The sequence below is a fragment of the Kitasatospora sp. NPDC048540 genome, assembly GCF_040651175.1.
Classification (GTDB): domain Bacteria; phylum Actinomycetota; class Actinomycetes; order Streptomycetales; family Streptomycetaceae; genus Kitasatospora.
The window spans coordinates 1-18,020 of sequence record NZ_JBEZIR010000106.1; the positions used below are offsets into that span (position 1 = coordinate 1).

Sequence of the window (18,020 nt, forward strand, 5' to 3'; positions counted from 1 at the left end):
CACGACGAGCTCACCGACGGCGACCGCTACGCCGACCGCCACACCATGACCGTCACCAAGACCGACGGCTCCACCGTCCGCATGGAGGTCTACCTGTTCGCCGAATTCGCCCCCGACGGCCGCTTCCGCCGCATCGAGGAGACCACCCTCATGCTCGAAGGCACCGACGCCGACCGCGACCTCGGCAGCGCCCGCTGAGCCCCACACACCACACCCCCCTCACCCCCGTCCGCGGAGCGGTTGTAGGTCCGATCGGCTGACGGACCGGTCCGCAGCGTTGGGCGGTCCCGGCTCGAAGGGAGAACATCCCCATGGAACGTGATCAGATGCTGCATCTCTTCGAAGTCCACCGTGAGGCAGAGAAGGCCCGCGACTTCGATGCCGTCCTCGCGACCTTCGCCGACGACTGCTTCTTCGAGACGGTGGCCCTCGGACGCCGGGTCGAGGGCAAGGCGGCCACCCGCGCCGCGTACGAGGGTTTCTTCACCGCCTTCCCGGACATCGTGCCCGTCGACCAGGGCATGAGCTTCGGCGAGGACGTGATCGCCGTCTGGGGTGAGCTGCGCGGCACCAACACCGGCAGTTGGCTCGGCCTCCCACCGGGTGGTGGCTCGTTCGTGGTGCCGTTCGCCAACATCGCGCCGTTCAGGGACGGCCGGATGGCGGGCGAGCGGATCTACTTCGACCTCGCCACGCTCTGCGACCAGGCGGGACTGTCGACCGAGGAGGTCCGTGCCGCCGCGCGAGCAGCCGTCGGCGGCGGCCGCGGCCCCTCCTGAACAGCCGGAGAGCGGCGCCGCCACTCGGCACAGGGCCTCCTGGCCACCCGAAGGCCGCGCCGATGGGCGCGCGCCGACGGACGGCCGGGAGGCCCTGCTGTCCCGCCGCTAGGCTCCGGCCGTCGCCGCTGCCTGGCGCGGCAGGTGCTGCGGCGGACCGGAAGACCCGGCCCGTCCGAGGTCGGTGCGGGCACCGCTCGGAGCGGCGAGGAGCTTCGAGTGCTTCGCGGCGTCGACGGCACCCGGGCCGTGGATGGTCAGCTCGAAGTCCTGGTGCGCCTTGGCGTCCAGGGCCATCGGCAGGTGGATCCGCCCCTCCCCGACCAGCCGCCGGATCTCGGCGCGGCTGAGCCCGAGGCCGAGCGCGAGCAGCCGTTCGACCCGCACCGGTGCGGGCAGTTCGAAGCCGACGACGACCTCGAGCGGTGTCGGGTCGTCGAGTGCATACAGCGGCGTACGGGTCTCCAGCTCCCAGGTTCCCGTCCAGTCGAGACGGTAGCCGTTCCGCGCGGCGAGCGACCTACTGATCGTCAGCTCCCGTACCATCTGCGGGTCGTTGGTCTCGTACGCCACCCGGCGGGCGGGCTCCAGCGTGGAGACGTGGACGCGTTCGTGGATGGGCACCTTCGAGGTACGGTCACAGGCCGCACAGCTCAGCAGGAGCCAGACGTCGAGCAGTTTGCCGTTCGCGTTGACACGGATCTTGCCCGAGGGGCGGTGCCGCGTGCCGGAGCAGTCCGGGCAGGGGCGGACGACGGTGGGCAGGGCGGACTGACGCACGGCCCACCGGGCCTTGCGGTCGGTATTCATCAGGTGGTTGCTCTCAGGACTGAGCAGGAGCTCGCGCAGCGTGGGCTGCGGCTCCTGGGATCTGACGGATGCACACGAGGGCGCGGCGGAACGCCTCGGGCCGGTTCGTCAGGCTCCGAGGTCGAGCGCGCGACCGGTCGGTTGATGCTTCGTGGCAGCCGTTACATGTCCATGAGGGCGATCGTGGTCGAGACGACGGTGCGCGGGCAACTCATTTTCCGCGCCGACGCCGCCACCCGTGCCCGTCCCGCCCACACCCGTCCGGCGATGGGCCGGGACGGGCGCGGGCGAACGCCGGTCGGTCCTACTTCTGGCGGCCGGTCTTCGGGTCGTAGGCCACCTCCACCGGGACGACCTGGTCGGTCGGGAGCACCTCGATCCACTGGCTGCAGACCTCGAAGCTGCCCTCGGTCCTGGCCTTGAAGCCGCCCTGGAGCGGGTAGAAGCCGTGCTCGAAGACCCGCTCCACGGGCGTCGCGGTGACCCGGTTGTCGTCGTCGGGCTCCTCCTTGGGGTAGCGCCCGGTGGTGGCGGCCGCGATGTGCTTGTCGGCGACGGTGTGGCACAGGTCGCGGATGGCGTCCTCGATCGTGACCTCGGCATGCCCGCGCACCGGGTCGTGCGGGTCGTGCAGCAGCAGCCTGGTCCGGATCGCCGCCAACTCCGCGGGCGGTGCCGAGTACGCGGCGTCCAGCCCGTCGGTGCCCTCGACCCCCACGTGGCGCAGCCAGTTGACCGCCGCCTCCTCCTTCCCCGGGCGGATCGGCAGCACGGCCTTGACCCAGGGCGCGTTCAGGAAGGCGTTGCGCAGCTCGTCGCCGTCCAGTTGGAGCAGCCAGCCGAGCGAGCTGCCGAGCGTGGCCGGGGCGGAGGCGTCGGTGATGAAGTACTTGCCGTGGGCCCGGTCGTCGGCCCACTCGACCGTGGTGCCCTCGATCGATTCGGGCAACGGCCGGCCGGCGAGGGCGAGGGCTGCCGGGCGGCGGGGCTTCCACCACTCGGGGGCGACGAAGTAGAGCATCTTCTCGATGTCGAAGATCGAGTTGATCAGCTCGGACAGGACGTGCCGGGTGCGGTGGCCCGCGGTGGTGTCGGGCGTGTCGTTGTAGAGGCGCTCGCTCATCAGGGCGCGGATCAGGCTGCGGTGCACGATGGTGCGCTCCTCCTCGCGGAGGTGTTCGAACCGGCGCTTCTCGATCTTGCTGGCCAGGGTGACCCGCTCGTGCACCGCGTCGAGGTAGGCCTGCTCCAGCTTGCGCTTGTTCTCCTCGTCGGCGGCGAGTTTGGCGCTGACCAGGGCCTGGTTGGCCGTGTTGATCTCGGCCTCGGCGGCGGGCAGCAGCCGGCAGGTGACGGCCCCGGAGACCTTGAACGTGATCCGGTCGTCCCATGCCAGGCCGCCGGGGGCGGTGCTCACCCCGACCATGATGCGTTTGGCATCGGGGGTGATCATGCCGAGGAAGGCCCAGTTCGCCGCTCCCCAGGATTCGTCGTCCTCGGCGGCCACCACGGTCTTGTCGATGGCCAGGAACGGGTCCTGCACGTCGTAGGCGATCTCGTACCCGTTCGGCACCCCCGGGATGTCGAGGGTGGCGAGCGGCACGAAGCGGTAGCGGGTCTCGGCGTGGCCGGACTGGTTCTGGCGGGAGTTGTCGGGGAAGTTCCACACCGCCTCGCCGCTGAAGCCGATGGTCAGCGTCTTGGGCGGCATCGGCGTCAGCTTGGGGTTCGGTACCAGGACCAGGTCCGCGGGCTTGGCGATGTGCACGAGGTGCGGCAGCGCCAGGTCCTTGCCGGGGTCGTCGACGAAGGTCTCCCAGCACAGGTAGCTGCCGATGTCCTGGATCTGCACGCCGACCTGCCGCATCTTGCGCCGCAGCTCGTAGTTGACCAGCGCGGGGGTGGTGTTCGCGAGGACGTAGCGCTTGCTGGAGGAGTCGAGCGTCTCGGTGACCGTCTTGAAGGTCGACTTGAAGTTCTGCCGGATCTCGGTGGACAGCTTCTCGCTCTGCTGCCGCATCCGCTTGTGGCCCTGCTCACGGGCGGTCTGCTGGGTCTTGTCGAGGTTGAGGCTGCCGGTGGCGGTGGCGTTGCCGGTGCCCCAGCTCTGGTTGACGGTGCTGGAGAAGCCGAGCTTCATGTCGTCGCGGTTGTCCTGCTTGACCGCGTCGCTGATCTCCTCCTCCTCGGTGGTGGCGCGCTCGGACTTCGACGTGGTCTCCAGCGCCGTCTCGACGGTCTTCTCGACCAGTGACCGCCGGGTGGACACCTCGATCAGCTCCACCGACGAGCCGGGGCTCAGCCAGACGTGTCCGACCGGGGTGCCGAGGAAGGTGTCCAGCTCGAAGAAGTACTGGCGGAACAGGTGGACGATCCCGATCGGCGACAGCGTGACGTCGCTGATCTGCTTGGTCGGGTCGAAGTCGAGGTAGGGGTCGCGGTAGGTGTCGTCCGGCCCGCCGAGGGCGAGGTCGAGGACCTCCGTGCCCGGTCTGGTGGCGTAGAAGAGGTCCTTCAGCTCCTGGTAGCGGCCGCGGTCGACTAGCTCGACCAGGAGCCCGGCGACGGCCGACTCCTCGCGCAGCCGCGCGGTCACCGCTTCCTTCAGCCGGGCCGCGTTGAAGCCCTCGCCGCTGTGGCCCTCCTGCCAGGCCTGCTGGTACTCGTCCCGGTAGGCCTGGTAGACGCCGCCGTTGAGCAGGTCGGTGAGTTCGTGCTCGTTGACGACGCTGCGCCAGCCGTCCCCGCAGGGCGCCGACTCCAGGCGGCGCAGCCGCTCGGCGAGGGCCGTCAGCACCCGGGCGCCGTCGGCCGCGGAACGCGGGGCCAGGGTGCGCGGCTGGCCCGGGTCGACCCGGCCGGACACGATCTGGTCGTCGGCGTTGAACACGATGTCGGCCCGGCCCTCGTACTGCCGGCGCAGCCCGAGCAGCCGGTCCTGCCGCTCGCCGGCCGTGCCGGTGGCGAGCCGGTCGAGCCGGCGGCGGGAGCGCCAGCCGAGCATCGGCTGGTAGATGCCGAACATCTCGCTGGCGTACGGCAGGACGGAGGTGTAGTCGCTGAGGTCGGTGATCCGCTTGTTGGTCGGCACGGTGGGTCCCTCCTCGGATCCGGCGGCGCCGGTGGGCTGGCGGACGGGCTGCTGGCTGCTGGCTGCTGACTGGGTGGGAGCGGCCGGGGCGGGCCGGGCCAGGGGTCAAGGGTCAGGGGCAGGGGCCACGGGTCAGGGCACGTGGACGACCTTGATCGGCAGCTGGTGGGTCTTGAAGAGTTCGGTGAGTTTGCCGGTCGCCGCTCGGCCCGCGACCCGCCACTCGACCGGGATCCCCTGGGCGGCCTCCAGCTGCCGGGTCGCCGTGTCCAGCGCCTTCCAGCCCGCCCAGTAGCTCTCCTTGACCAGGGCCCGGGCCATGCCGCTCTCGTCCAGGTAGAACTTGGCGTCGATCAGTGCACCGCTGTCGTAGCCGTCGAACTGGACGCCGTTGCGGTAGTAGCCGAGACCGGGGTCGGCGTGGCAGACCCGGCTCTGGTACGCGGCGGCCTCCTTGGTCATGTTGGTGCCCCCCTCGAAGTCGGGCATCCAGCGGCCCGGTTGGTCGGCCAGCGTGTCGCTGACCGGGCGGTTCCCGAAGCGGCGGGCGCCCCCGGCGGCCGCGGGGACGGTACTGGTCAGCAGGGAGCCGGCGAGCAGCACCAGGTTGGTGGTCGTCTCGACGGCGGCGTAGGCGGTGGCGAAGAACTCGGCGTTCTGCGCCTCGACCTCGGCGATCTTGGCGTGTTTCGCCTCCCACATCCGGGGGGTGCTGCTCCGGCCGTACCAGGCGGGGTGGAGCAGTTCGCCCGCGCCGTACCGGGGCGGGTCGGGCGGGACGCCGGTGGTGTCGAGGATGTCGTCGGCGTGCAGGCGGATCGCGCGGGCCGGTACCAGGTCGTAGGTGAAGACCAGTTGGAGGGTGGAGAGCCCGGCCCGCTCGCGCCCGACGTCCCGGGCGAACGAGGCGGGGTGGACGTAGCAGGCGTCGAACGCGTCGGCCAGGAGCTTCTCCGGTTTCACCGCGAAGCTCTCCAGCGCCCGGACGATCAGCAGCCGGTCGTACTGCGCCGTGGCCGGGACCTCCCCGAACCGCAGCAGCAGTTCGTTGACCACCCCGGGGTCGTCCAGCCACACCGCGTCGAGCAGGTCGTAGAGGTCGACCGCGGGGAGCAGGTCCAGCACCCCGTAGGCGTCCCCCCAGCGCCGGTCGGCGACGGCGCTGCGCAGCCGGCCGCGCACGGCCGGGAGCGCCTCGGCGCCGCGGGGCGGGAAGCCGCGGTGCACAGTGAGCGGGAAGGCGGCGGGGTAGCTGAGGGCGAACGGCTCGGCGGTGTCCAGCGTGATGCCGAACCGCAGCCCGGTGCGGACCTGTCCGCGCCCGAAGACCCACTGCCGGCGCTCCCGGTCGACGGTGAGCGTGTAGCCCCTGGGCCCGAGGTCGGTGTCGATGTCACCGCGGACCGGCGGGCCCTGCGGGGTCAGCAGCGCGACCCGGCCCGCGTCCAGATCGACCGTCATCTCCTCGACCAGGGTGCCGTCCGGCGGCCGTCGCGCCGCCGTCGCCCGGCGGCCGGGCCGGGGACTTCGGCCGGGTGGGCGGGACGGCACCCGCAGGACCGGATCCGGCCCCGGTGGGGTCGGCTCGACCGGGCGCGCCGGTGGCCCGGGCGGGGCGGGCCGCGCCGCCGGCGTGGGTGCGGCCGGCGGGGACGGACGGGTGGGTGGGACGGGTGGGGCCGGACGGCCGGACGGGCCCTGGCCCGCCTGGACCGGCCGCACCGCCTGAGGTCCGCTGTCGCCGATCGCCAACTCCCCCACCCCGCCCCACCGGTTCGGATACGTGCGGATACCGTAGAACCGAATCGATCGGTATGCGTCCGATCCTTCCGGGGTTCACCCCAACGAGTGAGCGCGACCCTCGGCGCGGCGGGGCCCAAAGGTGGACCCTCGGGCCCGGTGCAGTGCGACGGCAGGATGACAGGGCCGGCCCCGGCACCTCGACGGACGGCCGTTCCCTGAGTGGGATTCGCCCCCGGATTTCCTGTCGGATTCCTGCCGGATTCCCGGTCGGCCATCCGGAGCGATCGCTGAATCGCCGGGCGCACGGCGGACATTCGGCCGAACCAGAGCCCCGAACCCCGAACCCCGAGCCCCGCACCCCGAACCGGGACCCGGCGGGGTCAGGTCCTGCCGCCGTCGGCCGAGCCGTCCCTGGGGGGCGGCACCCGCCCGGTCGGGTTGCCCGGCGCGTTCCCGAGCCGGCAGGCGGGCCGGCCCGCGATCTGGGCGCGCAGGGCGGCCGCCTCCGCCAGCGCCTCCTCGGACGGCGGGCGCGGCGTGCTCCTGCGGCAGTGCGGGACCTCCGCGCTCGGGCCCGGGCGCCGCTCCAGGACGACGCTCCTGCGTTCCACGACCGTCCGTCCCGCCCCCGCCGGGGCGAGCGGGTAGCGGGCGAGCACGGCCCCGGCGGTGGTGGCGATGGACAGGTGGGACTGGTCGATGCGACGGCCGACCACCAGGACGGCGCCCGCCAGGTGGTGCGCCACCGCGTAGAGGTTCCCGCCGAAGGGCACCAGCCCCTGGGCGGTGACGGTCCGCCGGGTCCGGATCCAGAGCGGGAACGGTGCGTCGGGAAGCGCGCGGAGCGGGTCGGCCCGCGGGCGGGCGTCGTCCCCGGCGCCCGGATGCGCAGCCTCCCGGCTCCGGTGGTCCATCCGCTCCGCGATCCGGTCGAGGGCGTCCTGCGCGTCCGGCAGGGAGGTGCCGTCCGTCACCGCGCTCCACCACGACCGGGTGGCCCGGCCGGGGCCCGCGCCCGCCGGCGGTGGGGCGCCGTCCCGCGGGCGGATCTCCAACTGGGCGCCGTAGTACCGGGCCACCCGCCGGAATTCGGGCGTCGCCCGCCCGTCCGGGGCGCAGCAGGGCTCCGGCAGCCGGTCGAAGCACCAGCGGCCGGCGGTTCCGCCCAGCCGCCGCATCACCTGGTCCATCGCTTCGACCAGGTGGGGCAGTCCTTCGCCCTGCGCCAGCGCCCCGCGCCAGCGGCCGGAGGGGCCGAGCGAGCCCAGCAGCAGGTGTGCCCGGTCCTCGCAGCCCCAGGCCGTCGGCGGTTCGGGAAGTCGCAGCCAGGTGAAGCGGATCCGCCCGGCGGGCTGCGCCGCGGCGGATGCGCCGCTCCCGGCGTCGCCCGCGTCCCGGCACTGCCCGCAGGGCGGTCGGGCGTCGTGGCTGCGCAGCGCGCGGGTGAAGGTCGAGTAGGCACCCGGGTATCCCAGCCCGACGAGCTCGGCGAACAGGACGGTCGCCGCGAGGTGCGGATCCTCCGTCAGGCGCCGGCGGCAGTACGGCAGGAAGCGGAGGAAATCATCACCGGCGGGAATTCGCCGACCCGGGGCGCGTTTACCGGACAGATAGGATCTCACCGTCTTGCGGTCGCGCCCCAGCTGTCGGGAAATCCTGGCAATCGACCATCCCCTGCGTTGGAGATCGAGCGCCTGCCGGTATTCCTCCGGACTGATCACGATACCTCCCGATGGGCTCGGCCGAAGACCTGCGGCAGTGAATATGCCGAAGGCAAGCCGGAAATATAGCACGCGAGTTGGATGATCAAATCGAAGTAACGTTTCTCCAGAACCGTGCGCGATGGGGATTTTCAGCGAGCATCACAGATGCTGAGTATGGAATTACCCAACCCCGGGCATTTTCGGACACAACGGGCGGCGGACAGAAAAACACCCACCCCGTCGCGCCACCCCGGGTAATTCCGGGGAGCGTCACCGGAACCGAATATGAAAGGGAACCCGAACGCCGCCGAACCTGCCCGCGGCAGGCTTCGTTTATGAACCGTGATCCCAACCTGCCACCCCTACGCCCCATCACCCCCCGAGCGGGAGCCGGTCGCCGCCCTCGGCAACTGGCTCTTCGTCCCTGACCGGCGCAATGCCGTCGGGGACGTCCGCACCGGCTACCTCGTGTGCAACGGCGAGCGGGTCGTCCTGCGCCACACCTCACGGCTGCTGGCCGACCTGATGCGCAAGATCCGCCACCTCGAGCGGGAGTTCGCCGCGCGGATCGGCCACCCGGCCGGTGGCGGCGCGCCGGGACGGCCCGATTCCCTACCCGGCGACCGGGCGGGGGGTGTGCGGTGTACGACCCGATGAACGGGCTCCTCGCCTCCTACCCGGGTCACGGCTACGGCGAGCCGGGCGGCGAACCGTGGGCGGCGGCCCACGACCCGGTCCACGACGGGGTGTTCGCGCCGGGCGACTGGTGCGATGAGAGCCTCGCCCACGGCGTCGGCTTCACGTACGCCGGTCCGCCGCTGTCCCCGCCCGTCACCATGCCGGGTGACGGGCGGCCGGCCGAGGGCGGCTTCGTGCCGGCCCAGCGCGCGCCCGTCACGCCGTCCGCACCCCGCATGGCCGGGCCGGCCGACCCGCCGGTCTCCCGCCACCGGAAGCGGAGCCGGCCGCCCGCGACGGGCTGGTCCGACCGGATCAGCTCGACGTTCGGCGTGCTGACGGCGGTGACGGTCACCGCGGTGTGCGTGCTCGGCTGGGCCCTCTCCTACCACCCGCTGCGGGAGCTGGCGCTGTCCAGGGTGCCGCGCGGCCTGTCGCAGTTGTGGCCGGTGGTCCTCTACGGGCCCTGGCTGGCCGGCTGCCTGTCGGTCCTGCGGGCCGCCCTGCACGGGCGCCCGCCCCTGCACTCCTGGGTCGTGGTCGTGGTGTTCTCCGCGCTCGCGACGGGGCTGTGCGTGGCGGACGCCGCCCGGACGGTTCCCGCCGTCATCGTCGCGGGGCTTCCTCCGGTCACCGCCGTCGTCTCACTCCAGCAGCTGGTGCGCCAGCTCACCGCCGCCCGCAGTGCCCGCCAGCAGCTCGGCCGCCCGGCCACGCACCGGGCGCCGCGCTGACCCGACCCTGACGCGGGAGCCCGGGACCGGGCGGGCGGGCGGTAGGAGCCGGGTGGTCAGTACGAGCCGAGGAAGCGGTCCAGCACCCGGACGCCGAACTCCAGCCCGGCAACGGGCACCCGCTCGTCGACGCCGTGGAACATCTGCTGGTAGTTCAGCCCGGTGCCGAGCAGCAGCGGCGCGAAGCCGTAGCAGACGATGCCCAGCCGGTTGAACGTCTTGGCGTCCGTACCGCCCGACATCAGGTACGGGACGGCGTGGCCGCCCGGGTCCTCGGCCCGCAGGGCGTCCGCCATGGCCCGGAAGGCCGGCCCGGCCGGGTCGCCCGCGACGGCGTCCTCCAGGTTGATGAACTCCCTGGCCACGCCCGGCCCGAGCAGCCGGTCGACGGTCTCCAGGAACTCCTCGCGGGTGCCCGGCAGGTAGCGGCCGTCGACCTGGGCCCGCGCCGTCCCGGGCACCACGTTGACCTTGTGGCCCGCTGCCAGGACGGTCGGGTTGGCCGAGTTGCGGACGGTGTGGGCGAACAGCTCGCCGGCCCGGCCGAGCCGGGCCGCCTCGGCCTCCAGCCGGTCACGGTCGACGGTGGTGCCCAACACCCGTTCCAGCGCCGCGATCAGGGCCTCCACGGGCGGGGTGAGCCGGGTCGGCCAGGAGTGTGCGGCGAGCCGGGACAGCGCGTGGACGAGGGTGGCGACGGCGTTCCCGTCGGCCGCCCGGGAGCCGTGTCCGGCCGGGCCGGTGGCGGTCAGCCGCATCCAGGCGGTGCAGCGCTCGCCGACGGCCACCGGGTAGATCCGGCGGTCCGGGCCCACCGGCACCGAGAAGCCGCCGGATTCGCCGATCGCCTCCCGGCAGCCGTCGAGGTGGTCGCGGTGCCGGGTGGCCACGTACCGGGCGCCGAACTCCCCGGTCGACTCCTCGTCGGCCAGGAACGCCAGCACCAGGTCCCGGCGCGGGCGCCGGCCCGACCGGGCCCAGGACCGGACCAGCGCCAGCGTCATCGCGAGGGTGCCCTTCATGTCGACCGCGCCGCGCCCCCACAGGCAGCCGTCGTGGAGCTCCCCGGACAGCGGGTGCCGGGACCAGTCGGCGGCGTCGAACGGCACGGTGTCCAGGTGGCCGTGGACCAGCAGCGGAGCGAGCGACGGCTCGCTGCCGGGGATCCGGGCCAGCACACTGGCACGCCGCGGCGCCGCCTCCACCAGCAGCGGGTCCGCACCGGCGCCGGTCAGCAGCTCCGCGACGTACTCGGCGGCCGCCCGCTCCCCCGGCCCGCCGCCGTCGCCCGGGTTGGTGGAGTCGATCCGCAGCAGCCCGTGGCAGATCCGGGCCGCTTCACCGCCCCCGGACGGCGCGGCATCGGCCGCGGGGGGCTCGGCGGGTCTTGGGGCGGCGGTCATCGGCGGTCCTCTCGTTCGGGGCGCGGGGTGGTGCGGTACCCGGGCCGGGTCAGCCGTAGCCCTCCTCGGCGGCGGCCTTCGCGACGACGGTGCAGATCTTGAAGGTGCGGGCGGCCCGGGTGGCCGTCGGCGCGGTGTACGCGACCGTGCAGGGACCGGTCAGCTCGACGGTGGGGACGGCCGCCACGGCCTCGGCCTGATGGGTGGCGTGGAAGTCGATCTCGAAGCGGTGCGGGCCCGACACCGGTGCGGGCCGGCCGTGCCGCACCCGGTGGGCGACCGCCGCCCTGGCCTCGGCCCGGATCAGTTCGGCGCTGCGCCCGGGCGGCAGGCAGAGCGCGGCGTACCGGCTGACGCACTCCTTGACCGCGACGGTACGGGTGCCCGGCGCCCAGCCGGGGGCGGCCGCGCAGACCAGGTCGTCCCCGGTGACCAGTACCACCGGGACCCCGTGCTCGGCGGCCGTCAGCGCGTTCATCCGGCCTTCGTCGGCGTGCTCGCCGTCGATCCGGAACCCCGTCAGTCCGGCGCCCAGGTAGGTGTGGGAGAGCACCCCGGGCAGGCCGGCCCCGGTGTGGTAGCCGAGGAACACCACCGCGTCGGTCTCCTCGACGCCCTGCATCATGCCGAGCGGCTTGTGCCGGCCGGCCAGCAGCCGGGCCCGCGGGTCGAGCTCCTCGATCAGCACGTTGCGCTGGCTGTCGTGGGCCTCGTTGACCACCACCTCCGCGGCCCCGCCCTCGAACAGCCCGGCCACGCAGGCGTTGACGTCGGAGGTCAGCATCCGGCGCATCCGGGACCAGCCGGGGGTGCCGGGCAGCACGTCGCCGGGCCAGGTGGTCCCGGTGGCGCCCTCCATGTCGGCGGAGATCAGGACGCGCATCGGACGGCCTCCGGCGGGTGGTCGGCGACCGGGCGGGCCGCGAGCGGGGGTTCCAGCAGGCGCAGGGCGGCGGGCGTGAGCCGGGCCCGGGTGCCGAGCGGGACGGTCAGCTGCAGCTCGCCGTGGCCGGCCGGCAGTCCGGCGGCGACCGGCACGCCGAGGTGGCCGAGCCGGTCGGCGAGCAGCGCGCGGACCTCGTCCGGGTCGCCGCAGTCGGTGAAGTCGCCGAGGACGATCCCGGCCGCCCGGTCGAGCACGCCGGCGCGCAGCAGCTGGGTGAGGATCCGGTCGAGCCGGTAGGGCTCCTCTCCGGTCTCCTCAAGGAGCAGCAGGCAGCCGTCGGGCGGCAGGGCGGTGGGGGTGCCGATGGAGGCGGCGAGCAGGCTGGCGTTGCCGCCCGCGAGCCGGCCCTCGGCGGTGCCGCCGCTCAGGGGTGCTGCGCCGAGCGGGAGTTCGGTGACCTTCTCGGGCTGGAACAGCACCTCGTGGAGGTGGGCGGCGTTGGCCGGGTGGTCGGTGAGGGCGGCGGTGGCGGGCATCGGGCTGTGCACGGTGGTGGTGCCGAGCCGGACGGCGCAGGCCTCGTGCAGGGCGGTGACGTCGCTGGAGCCGGCCAGGACGGTGGGCGGGGCGTCGGCGAGGCGTGCCCAGTCGACCAGGTCGACGGTGCGCTGGGTGCCGTAGCCGCCGCGGGCGCAGAACACGGCGCGGACGGCGGGGTCGGCGAGCGCCTCGGTGAGGTCGGCGGCCCGGTCGTGGTCGCGGCCGGCCAGGTGCCCGAGGTGCCGGTCGTGGACGTGCGGCAGCACGGTGACCTCGAGCCCCCAGGAGGTGAGCAGGGCGGTGCCGCGGGCGAGCAGGGCGGGGTCGACCGGTCCGGCGGGTGCGGCGACGGCGACCCGGTCGCCGGGCAGCAGGTGCGGCGGGACGCGCGGCGGCGCCGGGGGCGGTGGAGGGGGCACGGCGGTCCTCATCTCAGCTTGGGGTCGTACGCGTCGCGGACGGCGTCGCCGAGCAGGATGAAGCTCAGCACCGTCGCGCACAGGAACAGCGCGGGGAACGCGAGCAGGTGCGGGAAGTCGAGGAAGTACGCCTGGGCGGCGTTGAGTTGCAGCCCCCAGGAGAGGGCGGGGTACTGCAGTCCGACGCCGAGGAAGTCCAGCGTGGCCTCCCCCGAGATGACGTTCCCGACGTTCAGCATGGCGACCACGACGACCGGTGTCACGGCGTTCGGCAGGATGTGGCGGGTCATCAGGCGCAGCGGCCCCGCGCCGGTGGAGCGGGCAGCCTGCACGTAGTCGGCGTCCTTGACGCCGATCACCTGGGCCCGCATCACCCGGGTCATCGTGGTCCAGCCGAGGGCGACCAGGACGAGGGTCATCGCGCCGAGGCCGTGGTCGGGGAAGGCGACCAGGACGACGGTGGCGCCGAGGACGAACGGCAGGCCGAAGAAGACGTCGGTGAGCCGCGAGACGGTGGCGTCGACCCAGCCGCCGTAGAACCCTGCCAGCAGGCCGAGCAGGACGGCGACCAGCAGCGCGCCCGCGGTCACCGCGAGGCCGATGACCAGTGAGGGGCGGCTGCCGCGGACGACCTGCCCGAGGTAGTCGCAGCCCTGGAGGTCGAAGCCGAACGGGTGGGCGGGGCTGGGGCCGACCCGGGAGTCGGAGAGTTCGCAGCGGCCGCTGTCGTGGGTGAGCAGGGCGACGAACGGTTCGGGGAAGGCCGCCATCAGGCTGATCAGCAGCAGGGTGGCGGCGCTGCACAGCACCAGGGGGCGGGCCCGCAGGTCCCGCCAGGCGGCCGCCGAGGGGAGGTCGTCGTCGGGCGGGGTGGGTGGCCCGGGCGGGTCTGCGGGCGGGAGCAGGAGGTCGGTGGGCGGGCTAGTCATGGCGGATCCTCGGGTCGAGCAGGCCGTACAGGACGTCGACGAGCAGGTTGGCGAGGCAGAAGACCAGCACCAGTACGGTGGTGACGCCGACCACGGTGGGCCCTTCGCGCAGTTGGATGGCCTGGAAGACCTGCTGGCCGATGCCGGGGAGGTTGAAGATGTACTCGGTGACGACGGCGCCCGCCATCAGCGAGCCGAGTTCGACGCCGAGGAAGGTCGCGACCGGGATCAGCGAGTTGCGCAGGGTGTGCAGCACGATGATGCGGCGGCGGCTGAGTCCCTTGGCGCCGGCGGTGCGGACGTAGTCGGCGCGCAGGTTCTCCAGCAGCGAGGCGCGGGTGAGCCGGGCGACGTAGGCGACGCCGAAGGAGGCGAGGACGAGTCCGGGCAGCAGGTAGGCGGTCGGCCAGCCGCCGTCCTCGCCGGAGACCGGGAACCAGCCGAGCCGCACGCCGAGCAGCAGTTGGGCGAGGTAGCCGACCACGTAGACGGGGACCGCGATGACCAGGGTGGTGCCGGCCAGGACGGCGCTGTCCACCCAGCGGCCCTTGCGCAGGGCGGCCCAGACGCCGAAGCCGATGCCGAGGGCGGCCTCGAAGAACCAGGCGGTGAGGCCGAGCCGCAGGGTGACCTGCCAGCGGCCGGCGATCGTGTCGGCGACCGGCTGCCCGGTGAACGTGCGGCCGAGGTCGCCGGTGAGCAGGCCGCGCAGGTAGTGCAGGTACTGGGCGAACAGCGGCTCGTCGAGGTGGTAGCGGCTGCGCAGTTCGGCGAGGACGGCGGGTGGCACGGGCCGGTCGCCGGCCAGGCCCTGGATGGGGTCGCCGGGCAGCACGAACACCAGGGTGTGGATCAGGAAGGTGGTGGCCAGCAGTACCGGGACGGCGTACAGCAGGCGGCGGGCGAGGTATCGGCCCATCGGAACGGATGCCCCCTGGGGGTCGGTGCGGCGGCGGTCGGGGTCAGTGCCGGACGGTCACCCGGTCCAGGTGCAGCCCCCCGACGTAGGGGTCGAGGACCACGTTGCCGACCTTGGTGCTCCAGGCCGTCTGGTCCTGCCAGTTCCAGAGCGGGATGAGCGGCAGGTCGGTGAGGGCGAGGTCCTCGGCCCGGTGGTAGTAGGCGATGCTCTCCTGGCCGGTGGGGGCGGCGTTGCCGCGGGCGAGCAGGTCGTCGAAGGCGGGGTTGTGCCAGCCCATCCGGTTGCCGGGGCCGAACAGGCCGGCCAGGTAGTTCTGCACGCTCGGGTAGTCGATCACCCAGTTCTGCCGGTACGGGCCGGTCGCCTTGTGGCCGTTGAGGATCGGGCCGAGGTCGGCGCCGGACATCTTGCGGAAGACGACGCTGCGGATGCCGAGGTTCTGGCGCAGCTCGTTGGCCACCGCGGTCATCCACTGTTCGTAGGTGGGGTCGGAGTTGGCGAAGTACAGCTCGACCGATCCGGTGAACCCGCCTGCCCGGTCGAGGAGTTCTCGGGCCTCGGCGGGCCGGTAGGTGCAGGTCTCGCCGCAGGCGCCGGCCCGGTGGCCGGGGATCATCGCGGCGACCAGCGAGTCGGCCGGGGTGAACACCTCGTTGTAGATGGCCCGGGTGATGCCGGCCCGGTCGATCGCCATGGACAGCGCCCGGCGGACGTCCGGGTTGCGGTAGCGCGGGTCGGCCAGCGGCAGGCCGAGGTAGTCCATGGTGCCGCTGGGCCGTACCGAGTAGCGGCGGCCGAAGGTGCGTCTCGCCTCGTAGGCCCGGGCGGCCGGTACGTTGGTGACGAAGTCGACGTGGCCGGCGCGCAGTTCGGTGAAGGCGGTGTCCTTGCTGGTGAAGATGCGGAAGTGCACGGCGTCGGCCATCGGCGGGCGTGGGCCGGTGTAGCCGTCGGCGCGTCTGAGGTCGATCCGTTGGTTGTGCCGCCAGTCGCCGTCCATCGCGAACGGCCCGTTGCCGACCGGGTGGCGGTCGAAGCCGTCCGGGTCGGTGAAGGCGGCGGCGGGCAGCGGGGCGAACGCCGGGAAGGCCAGCAGCATCGGGAACTGGCTGAACGGCGCGGCGAGGGTGACCTGGAGGGTGGTGTCGTCGAGCACCTTCAGGCCGGACAGGTGGCGGGTCGCGGGGGTCCGCCCGTCGGTGGGGTTGAGATCGGGGTAGCCGTCGATCTGGGCGAAGTAGGCGTTCGCCTCCCAGCCGTTGGGCCCGTACGCGGCGGCGTCCCAGGCTGCGGCGAAGCTGCCCGCGGTGACCGGCTCCCCGTCGTGGAACCGGGCGTCCGGGCGCAGCCGGAGCGTCCACACCCGCTGGTCCTCGGAGCTGACCGACTCGGCGGCGAGCGGCAGCGGGTGGCCGTCACGCGGGTCGAGCGTGACCGGGGTGTCGAACAGGCCCTGGAGAACCTGGATGGCGTAACTGCTGGTGGTGCGGCCGGGGGTGAGGTGGTCCGGTTCGGTGAGCGCGACGGAGTAGGTGCCGCCGGGCACGGCCGGGAAGTCGCCGGGGTCGTCGGTGCGGCGCGCGCAGCCGGGCAGGGCGGCGGCGGTGAGGAGGGCGAGGGCCGCGAGGGCGGCCCGGCGCCGGGCCGGCTTCATCGGCGGTGCGGTTCCTCTCCGTTCAGGTGTCGGGGGCCCGGGTGCCGCTGCCCGCGCCCGCGCCTGTGCCCGGGCGCGGCGGGCGGGTGGGCCGGGGTCAGCAGCGGGCGTCCGTCAGGCAGGCGGTCTCCCAGTCGTACGGCGCGGCCCGGCGGCCGTCCCGGACCGAGGGTGCCGCGCTGTCGGGCGCGCGGTCGGCGGGGGCCGGTCCGGCGGCGCCGTCACCGGCCAGCCGGACCGCGAACGCGTCGAGCAGCGGGCGGGGGCTGTCGCCGGCGAAGTTGTTCAGCAGGACGGCGAAGGCGAGCGTCCGGCCGTCGGCGCGCTCGACGTAGCCGGCCAGTGCGTCGACGCCGGTCATCGAGCCGGTCTTGGCGTGCACCCGGCCGGCCGCGGCGGTGCCCCGCATCCGGTTGGTGAGGGTGCCGCCGACCATCCGGCGGGGGTCGCCGGCCACCGGCAGCGCGTCGTACCAGGCGTGGAACCACGGCTGGGTGCGGGCGTACCCGAACAGGGCGGTCAGTCTGCGGGTGGTGAGCAGGTTCCGCCGGGACAGTCCCGAGCCGTCACGCTGCCGGGCGGCGGTCGGTTCCAGGCCGCTGCGGTGCAGGAAGTCCGCGATCCGGTCGAGGCCGGCGGCCCAGCTGCCGTGTCCGGCGGCGACCCGGCCGATCTCCTTCACCAGGTGCTCGGCGATGCCGTTGTTGCTGAGCTTGAGGAACGGCACCATCAGGTCCGCCAGCGGCGCCGAGTCGTGCCGGGCGAGCACGGTGTCCGCCTCCGGTGCCCGGCCGGTCGCGGCGCCGCCGCGGACGGTGACGCCGTGCCGGGCCAGGGCGGCCGCGAACACGGTGGTGGCCAGCGCGGCCGGGTCGTCGACGGCGATCCACTCCTGCCCGGTGCCGCCGTCGGCGGGCAGGGCGCCGTCGAGCCGCAGCTCGTTGCCGCCTGGCCGCCGGTCGACCTGGACGGTGTACGCGCCGCCCGCCGCGGCGGTGGTGACGCTGCCGCTCAGGTGCACCGGCGCCTCGGCGGGCGTGACCTCGACCTGCGCGGGCTGCCCGGGGCGGGCGGCCGGGGTGAGGGTGAGCCGGACCGTTCCGGGGTCGTAGTCGGTGTCGGTGGTGAGGGTGAGGGCCGAGATCTGCGGGCTGTAGTAGGCGGCCTGGTCGTCCCAGGCCCAGTCGGCGCCGAGCGGCACGTCGTCGTACCGGGTGACGTCGGCGCGCAGCGCGCCGGTCACCTCGGTGATGCCGGCGGCGGCCACCTCGCCGGCCAGGGCGTCGAGGTCCGCGGGCAGCAGGGTGGGGTCGCCGCCGCCGTGCAGCACCAGGTCACCGTCGAGCGCCGGTCCGCTGCGCCGGCCGGCGGCGCGGACCTCGGTGGTGAAGCGGTGGTCCGGGCCGAGCAGGTCGAGGGCGGCGGCGGCGGTCACCGTCTTGAGGGTGGACGCGGGCAGCAGCAGCGCTCCCGGCGCGTGTTCGTACAGCACCTCGCCGGTGGCCGCGTCGGTGACCAGGGCGGAGGACTGGGCCCCGGTCAGCCGGGCGTCGGCGAACAGCCGGTCCAGGTCGGGGCCGAGGGAGCCGGCCGACCGCACGGCCCCAGGCGGGGTCGCCGCCTCCGTCCTGGCGGCCGCCGACGTCAGCAGCAGCGCGCCGACGAGGACGGCGGCGAACGGCGTCGTACGCACAGTTCCTCCACGGGGACGGGCCCCGACGGGCCGGAC

Annotated in this window: 14 protein-coding genes and 1 pseudogene; 4 read left to right on the plus strand and 11 right to left on the minus strand. The window is 73.8% G+C overall.

From position 1 onward, the window contains the following. A pseudogene (locus tag AB0D08_RS30720) lies at positions 1–198 on the plus strand (nuclear transport factor 2 family protein); the annotation flags it as partial. A gap of 113 nt (positions 199–311) precedes the next feature. Continuing rightward, positions 312–779 carry an ester cyclase gene (locus AB0D08_RS30725; protein ID WP_359893467.1) on the plus strand — a complete coding sequence of 156 codons (468 nt, stop codon included), beginning with the start codon at positions 312–314 and terminating at the stop codon, positions 777–779. A 108-nt stretch (positions 780–887) separates the two neighbouring features. Here the strand turns inward: AB0D08_RS30725 and AB0D08_RS30730 are convergent, their stop codons facing one another. The 4 genes from AB0D08_RS30730 to AB0D08_RS30745 all read right to left on the minus strand — a co-directional run bounded on the left by AB0D08_RS30730 (position 888) and on the right by AB0D08_RS30745 (position 8,216). After that, on the minus strand, positions 888–1,589 hold the full coding sequence (locus AB0D08_RS30730) for a DUF1062 domain-containing protein (protein ID WP_033823114.1): 702 nt from the start codon (positions 1,587–1,589) through the stop codon (positions 888–890). Positions 1,590–1,893: 304 nt separating this feature from the next. Continuing rightward, positions 1,894–4,680 carry a hypothetical protein gene (locus AB0D08_RS30735; protein ID WP_359893470.1) on the minus strand — a complete coding sequence of 929 codons (2,787 nt, stop codon included), beginning with the start codon at positions 4,678–4,680 and terminating at the stop codon, positions 1,894–1,896. Between the two features lie 132 nt (positions 4,681–4,812). Further along, on the minus strand, positions 4,813–6,141 hold the full coding sequence (locus AB0D08_RS30740; protein ID WP_359893472.1) for a hypothetical protein: 1,329 nt from the start codon (positions 6,139–6,141) through the stop codon (positions 4,813–4,815). A gap of 662 nt (positions 6,142–6,803) precedes the next feature. Beyond that, positions 6,804–8,216, minus strand: coding sequence for an IS21 family transposase (locus AB0D08_RS30745; protein ID WP_359893474.1), 1,413 nt, complete (start codon positions 8,214–8,216; stop codon positions 6,804–6,806). A 252-nt stretch (positions 8,217–8,468) separates the two neighbouring features. Here AB0D08_RS30745 and AB0D08_RS30750 point away from each other — a divergent pair, with 252 nt between their 5' ends. Then, positions 8,469–8,783, plus strand: a complete 315-nt coding sequence (locus tag AB0D08_RS30750) for a hypothetical protein (protein ID WP_359893475.1) — start codon at positions 8,469–8,471, stop codon at positions 8,781–8,783. Further along, on the plus strand, positions 8,780–9,538 hold the full coding sequence (locus AB0D08_RS30755) for a DUF2637 domain-containing protein (protein ID WP_359893477.1): 759 nt from the start codon (positions 8,780–8,782) through the stop codon (positions 9,536–9,538). The genes AB0D08_RS30750 and AB0D08_RS30755 overlap by 4 nt, the downstream gene beginning before the upstream one ends. A gap of 56 nt (positions 9,539–9,594) precedes the next feature. On the opposite strand, the gene AB0D08_RS30760 is transcribed toward AB0D08_RS30755, so the two are convergent. The 7 genes from AB0D08_RS30760 to dacB all read right to left on the minus strand — a co-directional run bounded on the left by AB0D08_RS30760 (position 9,595) and on the right by dacB (position 17,984). Then, positions 9,595–10,941, minus strand: coding sequence for a M20/M25/M40 family metallo-hydrolase (locus AB0D08_RS30760; protein WP_082526609.1), 1,347 nt, complete (start codon positions 10,939–10,941; stop codon positions 9,595–9,597). 49 nt (positions 10,942–10,990) lie between these two features. Beyond that, positions 10,991–11,824, minus strand: a complete 834-nt coding sequence (locus AB0D08_RS30765) for a M55 family metallopeptidase (RefSeq protein WP_033821106.1) — start codon at positions 11,822–11,824, stop codon at positions 10,991–10,993. Next, positions 11,812–12,786, minus strand: a complete 975-nt coding sequence (locus AB0D08_RS30770) for an LD-carboxypeptidase (protein WP_359893480.1) — start codon at positions 12,784–12,786, stop codon at positions 11,812–11,814. Before AB0D08_RS30770 ends, AB0D08_RS30765 begins: the two co-directional genes overlap by 13 nt. A gap of 8 nt (positions 12,787–12,794) precedes the next feature. Further along, entirely contained in the window at positions 12,795–13,715 is a 921-nt protein-coding gene (locus AB0D08_RS30775) for an ABC transporter permease (RefSeq protein WP_359893482.1), read from the minus strand. Further along, complete coding sequence (locus AB0D08_RS30780; RefSeq protein WP_359893484.1) at positions 13,708–14,634, minus strand: ABC transporter permease; 927 nt, start codon at positions 14,632–14,634, stop codon at positions 13,708–13,710. The genes AB0D08_RS30775 and AB0D08_RS30780 overlap by 8 nt, the downstream gene beginning before the upstream one ends. 43 nt (positions 14,635–14,677) lie before the next feature. Then, complete coding sequence (locus tag AB0D08_RS30785; protein ID WP_359893486.1) at positions 14,678–16,291, minus strand: ABC transporter substrate-binding protein; 1,614 nt, start codon at positions 16,289–16,291, stop codon at positions 14,678–14,680. A gap of 97 nt (positions 16,292–16,388) precedes the next feature. Continuing rightward, positions 16,389–17,984 (minus strand): D-alanyl-D-alanine carboxypeptidase/D-alanyl-D-alanine-endopeptidase, encoded by a 1,596-nt coding sequence (gene dacB / locus AB0D08_RS30790; RefSeq protein ID WP_359893488.1) that lies wholly within the window; start codon positions 17,982–17,984, stop codon positions 16,389–16,391. Between the last annotated feature and the right edge of the window lie 36 nt (positions 17,985–18,020).

Bases quoted from the DNA above. Each gene is read 5' to 3' on its own strand.
- AB0D08_RS30730 (WP_033823114.1), bottom strand. From the start codon at position 1,589: ATGAATACCGACCGCAAGGCCCGGTGGGCCGTGCGTCAGTCCGCCCTG.
- AB0D08_RS30760 (WP_082526609.1), bottom strand. From the start codon at position 10,941: ATGACCGCCGCCCCAAGACCCGCCGAGCCCCCCGCGGCCGATGCCGCG.
- AB0D08_RS30780 (WP_359893484.1), bottom strand. From the start codon at position 14,634: ATGGGCCGATACCTCGCCCGCCGCCTGCTGTACGCCGTCCCGGTACTG.
- AB0D08_RS30740 (WP_359893472.1), bottom strand. From the start codon at position 6,141: ATGACGGTCGATCTGGACGCGGGCCGGGTCGCGCTGCTGACCCCGCAG.
- AB0D08_RS30785 (WP_359893486.1), bottom strand. From the start codon at position 16,291: ATGAAGCCGGCCCGGCGCCGGGCCGCCCTCGCGGCCCTCGCCCTCCTC.
- AB0D08_RS30765 (WP_033821106.1), bottom strand. From the start codon at position 11,824: ATGCGCGTCCTGATCTCCGCCGACATGGAGGGCGCCACCGGGACCACC.
- AB0D08_RS30755 (WP_359893477.1), top strand. From the start codon at position 8,780: ATGAACGGGCTCCTCGCCTCCTACCCGGGTCACGGCTACGGCGAGCCG.
- AB0D08_RS30775 (WP_359893482.1), bottom strand. From the start codon at position 13,715: ATGACTAGCCCGCCCACCGACCTCCTGCTCCCGCCCGCAGACCCGCCC.
- AB0D08_RS30725 (WP_359893467.1), top strand. From the start codon at position 312: ATGGAACGTGATCAGATGCTGCATCTCTTCGAAGTCCACCGTGAGGCA.